Genomic DNA, 14,397 nt, shown 5'->3' with positions numbered 1-14,397 from the left:
GGTCTCCCCTACTCGAGCGAAGCCGAGAGCTTGGGGAAGTTTGAGGCCACCGGGCGGAGCCCGGTACGCGCCGCAGGCGCAGAGCCGCCCGGCGGTGAGGGATTCGGGAAGGGGCGGGGTGGGGAAAGACCGGGCGGAGCCCGGAAAACGGCGGCGGCCCCGTACTCCGCGGGGGAGTACGGGGCCGCAGGCGGGGGCGTCAGCGCAGGCGCGCCATGAGCGCGTGTTCCACGAGCGTGATGAGCGCGGACTTCGCGTCGGCCCGGTGCCGCGCGTCCGTCGTGAGGATGGGCGTGTCCGGCCCGATCTGCAGCGCCTCACGGACCTCGTCCGGCGTGTAGGGCTGGTGCCCGTCGAACCCGTTGAGCGCGATGACGAACGGCAGCCCGGAGTTCTCGAAGTAGTCCACCGCCGGGAAGCAGTCGGCGAGCCGCCGCGTGTCCACCAGCACGACCGCCCCGATCGCACCCCGGACCAGGTCGTCCCACATGAACCAGAACCGGTCCTGCCCGGGCGTGCCGAACAGGTACAGGATCAGGTCCTGGTCGAGGGTGATGCGCCCGAAGTCCATCGCGACCGTCGTGGTCGTCTTGTCCCCGGTGTGCGTCAGGTCGTCGATACCGGCGGAGGCCGACGTCATGACGGCCTCGGTACGCAGCGGGTTGATCTCCGACACGGCACCGACGAACGTGGTCTTCCCCACGCCGAAGCCACCCGCGACGACGATCTTCGCCGAGGTGGTGGAGCGGGTCGCCCCGCCACCGCCGCCGCTAGAGCTTGCGAAGTCCACTGAGCACCCTTTCGAGCAGTGTCACATCTGGCTGACCGCCGGCGTTCTCGTCGCCGCCGGGCTGGTGAATGGCGACGAGACCGGCTTCCGCCAGGTCGGCCACGAGGATCCGGGCCACGCCGAGGGGGATGGTGAGCAGTGCCGAGATCTCCGCTACGGACTTGATCTCCCGGCACAGGTTGCAGATCCGCTGGTGCTCGGGCAGTTGCCCCTGCAGCCGGGTCGGGTCCGCGGTGGTGTGCACCAGCGCCTCGATGGCGAGCTGGTACCGCGGCCGCGTCCGTCCGCCGGTCATGGCGTACGGGCGGACCAGCGGGTTGTTGCGGTTGCCGCCCGCGGCGGGCGCGTCCCGGCGCCCGGGCGCGGACTGCTGCGGCGACCGGTGGAGCGGCGCGGTGGGCCCCGACGGCTGGTCGCCCGGGTAGGGCCCCTGCGGCTGCCGTCCGTACGGCTGCTGACCGCCGGGCCCGGAGGGGTAGTTGTAGCCCTGGTGGTTGCCCGAGGGGTCACCCTGGCCCTGGCCGTGGCCATAGGACCAGGCCGAAGACGAACCGTCTGGGGGTGTTGCCACTCTTCCTCCTCCGACTACCGGGCGCCGTTGCCGTCGTAACTCTGGGACACGTGTCCCCGCACCCTACGGCGCGCGGACCCAAAATCGCACTGTCTGACCGCTAGTTGAGCAGGCTCCCCTGGAGCTCGGCCCGCAGGTCCGGGGTGAGGACGGAACCGGCCCGCTCGACCAGGAGCGCCATCTCGTAGCCGACCAGACCGATGTCGGCGTCCGGGTGGGCGAGGACCGCGAGGGAGGACCCGTCGGAGACGGACATGATGAAGAGGAAGCCGCGCTCCATCTCCACCACGGTCTGGTTGACCGCGCCGCCCTCGAAGATCCGGGACGCGCCGGCCGTCAGCGAGGTGAGGCCGGAGGCCACCGCCGCCAGCTGGTCGGCCCGGTCGCGGGGGAATCCTTCGGACATCGCCAGAAGGAGTCCGTCGGCGGAGACCACCACCGTGTGGGACACCCCGGGGGTGTTGTCCACGAAGTTGGTGATCAACCAGTTCAGGTTCTGTGCCGCCTGGCTCATCGGGCTCACACTAACGCTCCTGGTTGTAGGTGCTGCCGGGGCCGGAGCCCTGGCCGTTCTGTTCACTGCCCGCGTTGCGCCCCTGCTGGACACCGCGGCGCAGGTTGCTCAACCTGCCCCGGACGTCCTCGGGAGCGCGGGAGACCTGGGGGCCGCCCTGCGGGGTCTGCTCCGCCGTGCCCTCGACCAGGTTGGCCTTCGGCACCCGGCGGGGGAGACCGGAGGGGGTCACCCCGCCGGCCTTCGGGTCGCGGAGCTTGTTGGCGCGCTGCCAGCGGTCGTCGTTGGCGGAGCGCCAGCTGTCGTCGCCGGTGGCGCCGGAGCCCTTGGCGGGCTCCCGCTCCTGGACCGGCTCGGCGTCCCGCTGCCGCGGCACGTCCGGCTGCTGCCACTGCGACGGCGCGACCCCGTTGCCACCGCGTCGCGGCAGTCCGGCGTCCGTCGTCTCGTTGACCTGGCTCGGGCTGGGGCCCGGCCGGTCGAAGCCTACGCGCTCGTGCTCGGCAGCGGGGGCCACCTGCGGGTTTTCCGCCTGCTGCGGGTACGACGACGGCTGGAAACCGTCGGTGTAGCCGTCCTGCTGCGGCCAGTCGTCGGTCTCGGCGCGGTTGCCGTAGGTGCCGTAGCCGCCCTGGAGGCCGGAGCCGTCCTGGTACTGCCCGTCGCCCTGGTAGCCGGTCTCGCCCTGGTAGGAGCCGTTCGGGTACCCGTCGGCCGCCTGGCCGTTCTGCGCGTAGCCGCCGGAGCCGTTCTGCCCGTAGCCGTTCCCGGCCGGGTCCGCGGGGGCGTAGCCCTGCTGCGGGCCGAAGGCGTCGAACGAGGGCTGCGGGGCCTCGTCGCGGAACAGCGGGCGCTCGTCGGCCTGTACGGCCTCCTGCGGGCCGCCGAACGGGTCGTCCGCCCCGAAGGGGGCGTCGGCGCCGAAGGGGGCGTCAGGGGCGTACGGCGCGTCCTGCCCGTAGGCGTCGTCGGCGGCGTGCCGGTCGGCGCGGCCGCCGGGGGCGCCGTTACCGAACGCCCCGCCCTCGCCGAAGGCGTCGTCACCGAAGGCGTCGTCGCCGAACCGGTCGTCGCGGCCTCCCTGGGCCTGCGCCTCCAGCGCGGCCCGGCGCTCCTCGCGGAGCAGCGAGCGGCCCACCGGGTCGAGTTCGCGCGCGTCGTCCGGCGCGACGACCGGGTTGTAGCGGGTGTCGTCGAAGCCCAGCTCCGCGGCCGTGCGCATCGGCGCCGGATCGAAGGCCTTCGCCGTCTCCGGGATGATCGACGAGACGGTGAACTCGCCCTCCGGCCGCTCCTGCGCGCCGCCACCGTGGGTGATGACCTCCGGGAGCATGACCAGCGAGGTGGTGCCGGCCTGCTCGCCCGAGGGGCGCAGCTGGACGCGGATCTCGTGCCGCCCGGACAGCCGGCCGACCACGAACAGGCCCATGCGCTGCGAGATCGCCGCGTCGACGGTCGGCGGGTTCGCCAGCTTGTGGTTGATGTCGGCGAAGTCCTCGGCGGTGAGGCCGATGCCCTTGTCGTGGATCTCGATCATCACGCGGCCGTCGGGGAGACGGGTCGCGGTGACGCGGACCTTGGTCTGCGGCGAGGAGAACGTGGTCGCGTTCTCCAGCAGCTCGGCGAGCAGGTGCACGAGGTCGGTCACGGCCCGGCCGTGGATCTCGGCCTCCGGCACGCCGGTCAGCTCGATGCGCTCGTACTGCTCCACCTCGGAGGCCGCGGCGCGGAGCACGTCGACCAGCGGGACCGGCTGGTCCCAGCGGCGGCCGGGCTCCTCGCCCGCGAGGACGAGCAGGTTCTCGCCGTTGCGGCGCATACGGGTGGCCAGGTGGTCCAGGCGGAAGAGGTTCTCCAGCTGGTCCGGGTCCGCCTCGTTGTTCTCCAGGTCGGTGATCAGGGTCAGCTGGCCCTCGATCAGCGACTGGTTGCGGCGGGAGAGGTTCGTGAAGATCGCGTTGACGTTGCCCCGCAGCATCGCCTGCTCGGCGGCCAACCGGACCGCCTCGCGGTGGACCTGGTCGAAGGCGCGGGCGACCTCGCCGATCTCGTCCGTCGAGGTGATCGGGATCGGCTGCACCCGGGTGTCGACCCGCCCGGGGTCGGTCCGCGAGAGCTGGTCGACGAGCGCCGGCAGCCGCTGCTCGGCGATGCCGAAGGCGGCCGAGCGCAGCCGGCGCATGTTGCGGCTCATCTGGCGGGCCATGAGACCGGCGACGAGCAGCGACAGGAGCACGGCGGCGACGACGATCGCGCCGGTGATGTACGCGTCGCGGGTGGCGTCGTCGGCGACCTTCTGCGCGGCCGTCACCGTCTTGTCGATGAGCTTGTCCTCGACGTCGGAGTACGCGTCGAACTTGTTGGTCGCGACGGCCATCCAGGTCGCGGGGGTGATGCCCCGGGCCGCGAGGGCCTCCGGCTCCGCACCCGAGAGGATCGCGCCGAGCATCCCGTCGTAGACCGAACCGTTCTTGGCGACCGGCAGCTCGGGCACGTCCTGCCCGGCGGCGGACTGCTTGCGCCGGAACTGCTCGAGCTGCTCCTTGCCCTCCTTGGCCTTGGCCTTGAACGTGTCCTCGAGGAGCTTGCCGTCGGACGGCTCGGCGGCCGACCGGTACTCCTGGATCGCGATGCCCTCGAGGTACGTGAAGGAGTACAGGGAGTTCAGCTGGCGCTCGCGGACGTCGTCGTCCTGGCTGGGCCTGACCAGCAGGTGCGTGCCGATGGCGCGCTGGAGCGAGCCGGCCGACTTCGCCAGCTGGATCGCGTACACGGACCGGCCGTACGAGGTCACCTCGCCGGTGCCGAGGTTCAGCTCGTTGGCGATCTCCATCTGGACGTGCTGGATGTCGACGTACTGCTCCTCGGTGCCCGTCGGGTCGAGGGCGGCCACGAAGGCCTTGTCGCGCAGATCGCCGAGCTTCTTCTCGTTCTCCTTGATCAGCGCGATCCTGCGCTTCAGGGAGGCGTTGTCGGGGACGTCCTGGACCACCTCGGCGAACTTGCGCTTCGCCGTCTCGGTCTTCGCGTACGCCTCGGCGACGACGTCGGAGTCGCGGTCGCCCTTGAGGAGGGGCTCGGCCGTCACGTCGCGCTCGTTGAGCAGCGCGTTGCCGTACTCGGCCGCCACGGTCACGATCTGCGCGGTCTTCTCCGCGTCCCGGGCCTCGTTCAGGGTGTCGAGGGAGCCCTTGACCTGGAAGCCGCCCATGATGAGGGCGACCACCACGGGTATGAGCAGGATCGCGTTCAGCCGGACCGGCACCCGCCAGTTCCTCGGCGACAGCCTGCTGCTGCTGCCTTCGGCGGCCTGGGGCTCCAGCGGAGCGTCCGCGGGCGACGCCGCGGCGCGCTGCGGCGGGGTGAAGTTGCCCCGCGCCTGCTGTGCGGGACTCGGCTGGCTTCGCCTCACTCGACCTACAACCTCTCGGCGTCGGCACTGACGCGGGGGTCGTGCCGTCTGTCGTCCGGTGTCTCCGGGCGCGGGACGTTCTCCGGTGCTCTGGCTTGCTACTGCTCGGTACGGGTACAGGCAGTTCAGCGAATTTCAGCACGACCGCGGCAGCCTGGCCAAACATCCCGCAATCCCGTTCCGCCCGCCCTCCCGCCCCCGAAGCTCCGGACATAGCCGGTCAAAGACCGGAAAAGAAAAGGTCATTGTGACCGTCGGCGTACGGAACGCTGCGGCACGTTATTGGCGACCCCGGATTTCTCTGTCGAAACGTTATACGCGCCAGCCCCCGCCGTGAGCAATCACACCCGCCCGGTACTCAACGAGGTGCGAATCCACTTATGGATCAAGCCCGTTGACCCTGAACCGCGGCACGGGCCGGCACGTACCTCGGCGCGAACCGGCACGTTCTTCGGCGCAGGCCGGCAAAAACCTCCAGCCCGGCCGGCGGTTGAGGCCACCGGGCGGAGCCCGGTACGCGCCGCAGGCGCAAAGCCGCCCTGCGGTGAGGGATTCGGGAAGGGGCGGGGTGGGGGAGAACCCGGGCGGAGCCCGGAGAACAGCGGCGGCCCCGCACTCCGCGGGGGGAGTACGGGGCCGCGCGCGGCAGGAGCTAGCGCAGGCGCGCCATCAGCGCGTGCTCGACCAGCGTGATCAGCCCGGACTTCGCGTCCGCACGGTGCCGCGCGTCCGTCGTGATGATCGGCGTGTCCGGCCCGATCTGCAACGCCTCACGGACCTCCTCCGGCCCGTACGGCTGGTACCCGTCGAACCCGTTGAGCGCGACGACGAACGGCAGCCCGGAGTTCTCGAAGTAGTCCACCGCCGGGAAGCAGTCGGCGAGCCGGCGGGTGTCGACGAGCACGATGGCCCCGATGGCACCCCGGACCAGGTCGTCCCACATGAACCAGAACCGGTCCTGCCCGGGCGTGCCGAACAGGTACAGGATCAGGTCCTGGTCGAGCGTGATGCGCCCGAAGTCCATCGCGACCGTGGTCGTCGTCTTGTCCCCCGTGTGCGTCAGGTCGTCGATCCCCGCGGAGGCCGACGTCATGACGGCCTCCGTCCGCAGCGGGTTGATCTCCGACACTGCGCCGACGAACGTGGTCTTCCCCACCCCGAACCCACCCGCGACGACGATCTTCGCCGAGGTGGTCGCACGCGGCGCCGCCCCGCTGCTAGAGCTTCCGAAGTCCACTGAGTACCCTCTCGAGCAGTGTCACGTCCGGCGCCCCGCCGGCGTTCTCGTCCCCGCCCGGCTGGTGGATCGCGACGAGCCCGGCCTCCGCGAGGTCGGCCACCAGGATCCGCGCCACCCCCAGCGGCATCGAGAGCAGCGCCGAGACCTCGGCGACCGACTTCACCTCACGGGTGAGGTGGCAGATCCGCTGGTGCTCGGGGAGCAGACCCTCCATCCGCATCGGATCGGCCGTGTTGCTCACCAGCGCCTCGATGGCGAGCTGGTACCGCGGCCTGGTCCGGCCGCCGGTCATCGCATAGGGACGGACCAGCGGCTGGTCGCCCTCGTACCCGTACTCGGCGTCGTGGGAGGTGCCGTACGGATGGTGAGGGGCGCTGGGCGGGGTCATGTGGATCCTCCGGGCTGGACAGCAAGTGTGGGAGTACGAGCCGTCTGACGGGGCCGGTGGGGGGCGGGGCGGCCGGACGGTGGGAGATATCGCGTGCGATCGTGCGGTCGTGCCTGGGCGGGTCTAGTGCAGCAGGCTTCCCTGGAGCTCGGCCCGCAGGTCGGGGGTGAGGACGGCGCCGGCCCGGTCGACCAGCAGCGCCATCTCGTAGCCCACCAGACCGATGTCGGCGTCCGGGTGGGCGAGGACGGCCAGCGAGGAGCCGTCCGAGATCGACATGAGGAAGAGGAAGCCGCGCTCCATCTCGACCACGGTCTGGGCGACGGAGCCGCCCTCGAAGATCCGGGACGCGCCGGCCGTCAGCGAGGTGAGCCCGGAGGCCACCGCCGCCAGCTGGTCGGCCCGGTCGCGGGGGAATCCCTCGGACATGGCGAGGAGCAGTCCGTCGGCGGAGACCACCACCGTGTGCGACACCCCGGGGGTGTTGTCCACGAAGTTGGTGATCAACCAGTTCAGGTTCTGTGCCGCCTGGCTCATCGGACTCAACTATCGCTCCTGCTGGTGAGAGGGGTCGAACGTGCGGAAGGCTCCGGTCTCCAGGCCGCTGCCGGCCTGTCGACCCTGCTGGATGCCCCGGCGGAGGTTGGTCAGCCGGCCGCGTACGTCGGCGGGCGCGCGGGAGACCTGCGGACCGGTGTGGTGGGTCTCCTGCTGGGCCGTGCCCGCGACGAGGTTGGCGCGCGGGACCCGGCGGGGGAGGCCGGAGGTGGTGATCCCGCCGGCGGCGGGCTGCCTGACCCGTTCGGCCTGCTTCACGAGTTCGTCGTTCGGCGAGGGCCGCCAGCCGGCCGCGGCGTCGGCCCGGACGGGGGCGGGCTGCTGCCCGTTCCCCTGGACCTGCTGCGGCTGCTGCTGGTTCTGGTTCTGGTTCTGGGGGCGCTGCGGCGCCCGGCGGGGCGGCGCGGGCCGCTCCGACTGCTCGGCGGCGGCCTGCTGCTCGTGGCCGCCGTGGAACCAGTTGGTCTCCAGCGTGTCGTACAGCGGCGTACGGCCGTCCCCGGGACCGGCCGGCGGCAGGGCCTCCGGCTGGTCGGGGCGGACGACGGGGAACCCGGCGGTGTCGTAGCCGTTCTGGCCGGGCGCGGGGTGCGCCGGACCGGCCGGCCGGCCCGGCTGGGCGCCGCCGCCGAAGACGTCCTGGCGGACGTACTGCCCGTTGCCGGGCTGCTGCTGGCTCTGCTGCGGCGGGCGGCCGGCGCCCTGCCGGTCGTCCGCGTCGTGGCCGCGCGGCGCGTCGAGCGAGGCCCGGGAGACCGGCGGCTGGGCGTTGTCGTTGCCCCAGCTGGTGGTCCGCGGCGGCTCGCCGGCCGGCCGGCTGCCGCCGGGCAGCTCCGCACGCGGGCCGCCCGGGGGCGGCAGCTGCGGCTGACGGGTCGGGTCCGTGCCGAGCGGGCCCGTGGGCCGGCCGCCGGCCGCACCGGGACCGCCGCGGCGCGGCCGGTTCTGCATCGGGTGCGGCGGCTGCTGCTCGGCGCGGACCGGGACGGGCGGCACCGGGGCGCCGGGGAACCCGCCGGGACCGGCCGGCGCGGGCGTGACCGGCGCCTGCGGCGTGAAGGGCGCACCGCCCTGCGGCGGCTGCTGGGGGGCCTGCTGCTGGGGCTGCTGCTGGGGTGCCTGCGGCCGCTGCGGGGCCGGCTGCTGCGGGTAGCCCGGCGCACGGTTGCCGGACTGCTGCCCGGGGCCGCCCTGGCCGCCGAACTGCCGGTCCTGGCCCGGCTGCTGCTGCCCGGGCCGGCCCTGCGGAGCCGGAGCCGGACCGGCCTGACCCTGCGGCCCACCGCGCTGCGGCAGCGCGCCGCCGGGGTTGAAGCCGCCTTCCAGCGACGCGTTCTGCGGCTGCGCGCCCCGCCCGAAGGCGGCGCCCGCTCCACCCGCACCGGCGCCCACCGGGCCCGGGGCCGGCGGCCGCTGCCCGGAGCCACCGCCGAAGCCGTTGCCCTCGTCGGGGCGGCCGGGCAGGGCGGCACGCGCGCCGCCCGCCTCGACCTGGCCGCGCGCCGGAGCGCCGCCGAGCAGCCCGGGGCCGCCCTGGCCGTTCTGGCCGTTCTGGCCGTTCTGCCCCTGACCGCCGCCGAGCGCCGGTCCGCCGGCCTTGCCGGGGGCGGGCTTGCGCACGCCCTTGCCCTGGGCCACGTCGACCGGAAGCATGACGAGCGCGGTCGTGCCGCCGGAGTCCGACGGGCGCAGCTGGATGCGGATGCCGTGCCGCTGCGAGAGCCGGCCGACCACGAACAGGCCCATGCGGCGCGAGACCGAGACGTCCACGGTCGGCGGCGCGGCCAGCCGCTCGTTGATCGCCGCGAGGTCCTCGGGGGAGAGGCCGATACCGGTGTCGTGGATCTCGACGAGCACCCGGCCGTCGGGCAGCGCGTGCCCGGTGACCTTGACCTTCGTCTGCGGGGACGAGAACGAGGTGGCGTTCTCCAGCAGCTCGGCGAGCAGGTGCACGAGGTCGTTGACGACGCGTCCGGCGACCTCGGTGGCGGGCACCGAGGCGAGTTCGATGCGCTCGTACTGCTCCACCTCGGAGGCCGCGGCGCGGAGCACGTCGACCAGCGGGACGGGCCGCGTCCACCGGCGGCCCGGCTCCTCGCCCGCGAGGACGAGGAGGTTCTCGCCGTTCCGGCGCATACGGGTCGCGAGGTGGTCGAGCTTGAAGAGCGAGGAGAGCTGGTCGGGGTCGGCCTCGCGCGACTCCAGCTCGGAGATGAGCGAGAGCTGGCGCTGGATGAGGCCCTGGGAGCGGCGCGAGAGGTTGGTGAACATCGCGTTGACGTTGCCCCGAAGCAGGGCCTGCTCGGCGGCGAGGCGGACGGCCTCGCGGTGCACGTCGTCGAAGGCCGCGGCCACCTTGCCGATCTCGTCGCGCGAGTGCACGCCGACCGACTCCACCGAGGTGTCGACGTCCTGCGGGTCGGCCTCGGACAGCTGCTTGACGAGCTCGGGCAGCCGGTCCTGGGCGACCCGGGTCGCGGTGTCCTGCAGCCGCCGCAGCGAGCGGATCATCGAGCGCGACACCACGAAGGCGCCGACCAGCGAGACGCCGATGACGAGGAGGATCAGCGCACCGTTGATGATCGCGGAGCGCTCGGCCTCGTCGCGCAGCTCACCGGCCTGCTGCTCCATCTTGCTGAGCAGCGAGGTCTCGATGGTGGTCATGTCCGAGATCTTGCCGGTGTAGTCGTCCGTGAACTCCTTGTAGGAGCGGCCCTCCTGGGACTTCAGACCGCGGGACTGGTTCGCGACGATCTCGACGTAGCTCTCGACCGCGTTGGTCGTGGTCTTGGTCTCGAGCTGCTTGGTCAGCTCCTCGACCGGCTCGTCGCCCTCGTAGGTGGCGTTGAAGGCGGTGAGGGAGTCGTCCTCGGCGCGCAGCGCGTTCTGCAGGGCGACGAGGTCGCTGCTGGAGAGGTCGTCCGCCTTGGCCCCGGTCTTGGTCAGGTTGGCGGCGACCAGCGCCCGCTGGACGGAGGCGTACTCCTTGGCCTTGGAGAAAGCCGCCAGGGCGCGGGTCTGCTGGATCATCTCGGGCGAGTTGGTCGCCTGCGCCATGTCCTGCGAGAGGTTGAGCAGCTGCTGGATCAGCTGGCTGTAGGCGTCGACCGTGCGGGAGGCGGGGTTGCCGTTCTCGTACGCCCCGTCCCGGATGTTCTTGAGCTCCCGGAGCGACTGGGAGATCTGGTAGACGTTCGAGCGGACGCCGGCGAGCGCCTCGTTCCCGTCCGGCTGGATGTCCTTGGTCGCCTGGTCGAAGGCGCGCAGCGCGTTGTCGGTCCGCTCGCGGGGGACGGAGACCTCGTAGTCCTTCGCCGTCAGGCCGTTGGACAGCGGGCCCGCGGACAGGTCGCGCTCGTTCTGCAGCGCGGTGGCCAGCTCGGTGGCCTGCTGCGTCATCTCGGTGAGCAGCTCCATGTCCTCGAGCTGCTCGATGTCGTCCAGCGACTCGTTGATCCGCAGGGCGCCCAGCGAGGTCGCGGCGACCACGGGGAGCACGAGCAGCGAGACGAGCCGGGTGCTGATGCGCCAGTTGCGCAGGGCTATTCGGGAGCCCGTGCCCTGCGGTTTGGCCGGGGGCGCGGCTGCGGGCGGCCGGCCCTCCGCGGCCGTGGCCGCGTCCGGGTCGCCGCCCTCGTTCCGGCCAGGATTCCGGCCCTGCGTCGACGGGTTCTGAGCGTGCTGGGGAGAGGAGCCGCGGTCGTTCCCGCCGCGCGGCTCCGGCTCCGCCGCAGCGCTGCCATCCCTCTTGAAACGTCCCTGCACTGGCGTCGCAACCTCTGGACCAGGCGTCCCCCCGCGTGGACGGCGGGACGGTGTCGAGTCGTGGGACGCGGGCGGCGTCCCGGGGTGGTCGTGAGTGGAACCGGCGCTTCCCCCCTTGCACCGCCGCTGGGTGGCGCTGCTCTGCGCCGTCCGCGCCGGTTGTTTCCGCGGCGGTCCCAGGGATTCCAGCACAGAGGAGGATCTCCAACAAGGGCCGTGGCCCCGTTGTGACCCTGGTGACACCGTGTGCGGCGGGGGTTACCCGCCGTGGATGTGGATCTCCCGCAAATCGGACTTTTACTTACGAGTCACTTACGGGCAGGGGGTGTCCCAGTCGCCATGATCGGCAGCGGAATGCGCCGTTCCCCGGTGTTATGTCCGATTCCGCTTGATCGCGCCACTGCCCGGTTCGCGTTGTTTGTCCACCCTGTCGTGAGCAAACTCACACCCGCGCTGTCCTCGCATCCCGACTTTGGCCGGGAATCGGATGTTTAGCCTGTCGCTTTACACGTAGGGCCCCACTGCCCACGGTGACCCCGAATCCGCCTCACGACAAGGTCAGATCACGCCATGAACCCGACGTCCGCGCCCCAGGTCCGCTCCACCGCCAACCCCCGGCGCACCACCCTGGCCCACCTGAAGGACGCCCAGGCGATCCTCGACGCGGCCGCCGCGCTGCCGGAGTACGCCTCCGCCGTCCCCTCGGTCACCGCGAACCCCCGCCGCACCGTCCTCATGGTGGCCCCCACCGTCCCCTCCCAGCCCTGACACCCGCCTCTCCTTACGGCCCGGTGCGCACGCGCGTTCAGCGTGCCCGCCCCGCGTTAGCCTGGAGTGTCCGACTCCGGGCAGTTCCGTGACGACGAGGTAAGGGGCACACGCTTCCGTGCGCATCGCCAGATTCTCCATCGACGGCAATGTCGCGTTCGGCGCGGTCGAGGGCGACAGCCCGGACGATCTCGTCATCGACATCATCAAGGGCATCCCGTTCGGCGACTTCGAGCTCTCTGGCACGAAGGTCCCGCTGGCCGCGGACCGTGACAACCGGGTCCGGCTGCTCCCGCCCGTGCTCCCCAACAAGGTGGTGGCGTTCGGCCGCAACTACGCCGAGCACGCGGCCGAACTCGGCAACGAGGTCCCCGACGCGCCCTTCGCCTTCTTCAAGCCCTCCACCTCGGTGATCGGCGACGGCGACCCGATCGTGTACCCCTCCTTCTCGCAGGAGGTGCACCACGAGGCCGAGCTGGCCGTCGTCATCGGCCGGATGTGCCGCGAGGTGCCCCGTGAGCGCGTCGCCGACGTCATCCTCGGCTACACCTGCGCCAACGACGTCACCGCGCGCGACGTCCAGAAGCGCGAGAAGCAGTGGGCCCGGGCCAAGGGCTTCGACAGCTCCTGCCCGCTCGGCCCCTGGGTGGAGACCGGCATCGACCTGAAGCGGGCCCAGGACCTCGGCATCCAGTGCACGGTCAACGGCGAGCAGCGCCAGCTCGGCTCCACCGCGCAGATGACGCACTCGATCGAGGACCTGATCGTCAACATCACCGAGGCGATGACGCTGCTCCCCGGCGACGTCGTCCTCACCGGGACCCCGGCCGGAGTCGGACCCCTGAACGTCGGCGACGAGGTCGCCGTCACCATCGAAGGCATCGGCACTCTCACCAACAAGGTGATCAAGCGTGGCTAACGCAGACGTCCGCGTCCGTTTCTGTCCCTCGCCGACCGGCAACCCGCACGTGGGTCTGGTCCGCACCGCCCTGTTCAACTGGGCCTACGCCCGGCACACCGGCGGCACCATGGTCTTCCGCATCGAGGACACCGACGCCGCGCGCGACTCCGAGGAGAGCTACCAGCAGCTCCTGGACTCGATGCGCTGGCTCGGCCTCACCTGGGACGAGGGCCCCGAGGTCGGCGGCCCGCACCTCCCCTACCGCCAGTCGCAGCGGATGGACATCTACGCGGACGTCGCCCGCAAGCTCCAGGACGCCGGGCACGCGTACGCCTGCTACTGCACCACCGAGGAGCTCGACGCCCGCCGCGAGGCCGCCCGCGCGGCCGGCCGCCCCTCCGGCTACGACGGCGCCTGCCGCGACCTCACCGCCGAGCAGAAGCAGGCGTACGAGGCCGAGGGCCGCACCTCCATCGTCCGCTTCCGGATGCCGGACGAGCCGATCACCTTCACCGACCTGGTCCGCGGCGAGCTGACCTTCACCCCGGAGAACGTGCCGGACTACGGCATCGTCCGGGCGAACGGCGCGCCGCTGTACACGCTGGTCAACCCGGTCGACGACGCGCTGATGGAGATCACCCACGTCCTGCGCGGCGAGGACCTGCTGTCCTCCACCCCGCGCCAGATCGCCCTCTACAAGGCGCTGATCGAGCTCGGCCTCGCCAAGGAGATCCCGCTCTTCGGGCACCTGCCGTACGTGATGGGCGAGGGCAACAAGAAGCTCTCCAAGCGCGACCCGCAGGCCTCGCTCAACCTCTACCGCGAGCGCGGCTTCCTCCCCGAGGGGCTGCTCAACTACCTCTCCCTGCTCGGCTGGTCCTTCGCCGCCGACCGGGACGTCTTCACGGTCCCGGAGCTGGTGGAGAAGTTCGACGTCGCCGACGTCAACGCGAACCCGGCGCGCTTCGACCTGAAGAAGGCGGAGGCGATCAACGCCGACCACATCCGGCTGCTCGACCCCAAGGCGTTCGCCGAGGCCTGCGAGCCGTGGCTGCGGGCGCCGTACGCGAACTGGGCGCCGGAGGCGTTCGACCGGGGCGCGTGGGAGGCGATCGCGCCGTACGCGCAGACCCGGGTGCAGGTGCTCTCCGACATCACCGCCAACGTCGACTTCCTCTTCCTGGAGGAGCCGGTCGCCGACGAGGCGTCCTGGGCGAAGGCGATGAAGGGCGAACCCGTCCCGCTGCTCACCACGGCCCGGGCGAACCTGGAGGCCGCGGACTGGTCCTCCGCGGACTCCCTCAAGGACGCGGTCCTCAAGGCCGGCGAGGCGCACGGCCTCAAGCTCGGCAAGGCGCAGGCCCCCGTCCGCGTCGCCGTCACCGGCCGCACCGTGGGCCTCCCCCTCTTCGAGTCCCTCCAGATCCTCGGCCCCACCCGCACCCTCTCCCGCATCGACACCGCGCTGGCGAAGCTCGCGGCATAACCTG

Annotated in this window: 11 protein-coding genes; 3 read left to right on the top strand and 8 right to left on the bottom strand. The window is 72.0% G+C overall.

Annotated features, from left to right (window positions below):
• Positions 1-199: 199 nt before the first annotated feature.
• From ACFWEG_RS11660 to ACFWEG_RS11625, 8 genes are all read right to left on the bottom strand, one after another.
• Positions 200-790 carry an ATP/GTP-binding protein gene (locus tag ACFWEG_RS11660; RefSeq protein ID WP_387212455.1) on the bottom strand — a complete coding sequence of 197 codons (591 nt, stop codon included), beginning with the start codon at positions 788-790 and terminating at the stop codon, positions 200-202.
• The gene (locus ACFWEG_RS11655) at positions 771-1,361 is read right to left on the bottom strand and encodes a DUF742 domain-containing protein (protein ID WP_387212452.1); all 591 of its coding nucleotides are present in this window, start codon (positions 1,359-1,361) and stop codon (positions 771-773) included. The genes ACFWEG_RS11660 and ACFWEG_RS11655 overlap by 20 nt, the downstream gene beginning before the upstream one ends.
• A gap of 100 nt (positions 1,362-1,461) precedes the next feature.
• The gene (locus tag ACFWEG_RS11650; RefSeq protein ID WP_387212449.1) at positions 1,462-1,875 is read right to left on the bottom strand and encodes a roadblock/LC7 domain-containing protein; all 414 of its coding nucleotides are present in this window, start codon (positions 1,873-1,875) and stop codon (positions 1,462-1,464) included.
• Positions 1,876-1,885: 10 nt separating this feature from the next.
• On the bottom strand, positions 1,886-5,287 hold the full coding sequence (locus ACFWEG_RS11645; RefSeq protein WP_387212446.1) for a nitrate- and nitrite sensing domain-containing protein: 3,402 nt from the start codon (positions 5,285-5,287) through the stop codon (positions 1,886-1,888).
• 652 nt (positions 5,288-5,939) lie between these two features.
• On the bottom strand, positions 5,940-6,524 hold the full coding sequence (locus tag ACFWEG_RS11640; RefSeq protein ID WP_387212443.1) for an ATP/GTP-binding protein: 585 nt from the start codon (positions 6,522-6,524) through the stop codon (positions 5,940-5,942).
• Positions 6,505-6,915, bottom strand: a complete 411-nt coding sequence (locus ACFWEG_RS11635) for a DUF742 domain-containing protein (protein WP_387212440.1) — start codon at positions 6,913-6,915, stop codon at positions 6,505-6,507. The genes ACFWEG_RS11640 and ACFWEG_RS11635 overlap by 20 nt, the downstream gene beginning before the upstream one ends.
• A gap of 123 nt (positions 6,916-7,038) precedes the next feature.
• Positions 7,039-7,452 carry a roadblock/LC7 domain-containing protein gene (locus tag ACFWEG_RS11630; RefSeq protein WP_184970701.1) on the bottom strand — a complete coding sequence of 138 codons (414 nt, stop codon included), beginning with the start codon at positions 7,450-7,452 and terminating at the stop codon, positions 7,039-7,041.
• A 9-nt stretch (positions 7,453-7,461) separates the two neighbouring features.
• On the bottom strand, positions 7,462-11,238 hold the full coding sequence (locus ACFWEG_RS11625) for a nitrate- and nitrite sensing domain-containing protein (protein ID WP_387212436.1): 3,777 nt from the start codon (positions 11,236-11,238) through the stop codon (positions 7,462-7,464).
• A 570-nt stretch (positions 11,239-11,808) separates the two neighbouring features.
• Here ACFWEG_RS11625 and ACFWEG_RS11620 point away from each other — a divergent pair.
• From ACFWEG_RS11620 to gltX, 3 genes are all read left to right on the top strand, one after another.
• Positions 11,809-12,006, top strand: coding sequence for a hypothetical protein (locus ACFWEG_RS11620; RefSeq protein WP_387212433.1), 198 nt, complete (start codon positions 11,809-11,811; stop codon positions 12,004-12,006).
• A 118-nt stretch (positions 12,007-12,124) separates the two neighbouring features.
• The gene (locus tag ACFWEG_RS11615) at positions 12,125-12,925 is read left to right on the top strand and encodes a fumarylacetoacetate hydrolase family protein (RefSeq protein WP_387212430.1); all 801 of its coding nucleotides are present in this window, start codon (positions 12,125-12,127) and stop codon (positions 12,923-12,925) included.
• Complete coding sequence (gltX, locus tag ACFWEG_RS11610; protein ID WP_387212427.1) at positions 12,918-14,393, top strand: glutamate--tRNA ligase; 1,476 nt, start codon at positions 12,918-12,920, stop codon at positions 14,391-14,393. The genes ACFWEG_RS11615 and gltX overlap by 8 nt, the downstream gene beginning before the upstream one ends.
• Positions 14,394-14,397: the final 4 nt, after the last annotated feature.

Source organism: Streptomyces sp. NPDC060194, assembly GCF_042728285.1.
GTDB lineage: Bacteria > Actinomycetota > Actinomycetes > Streptomycetales > Streptomycetaceae > Streptomyces.
This window is presented reverse-complemented; position numbering and strand designations above follow the sequence as displayed.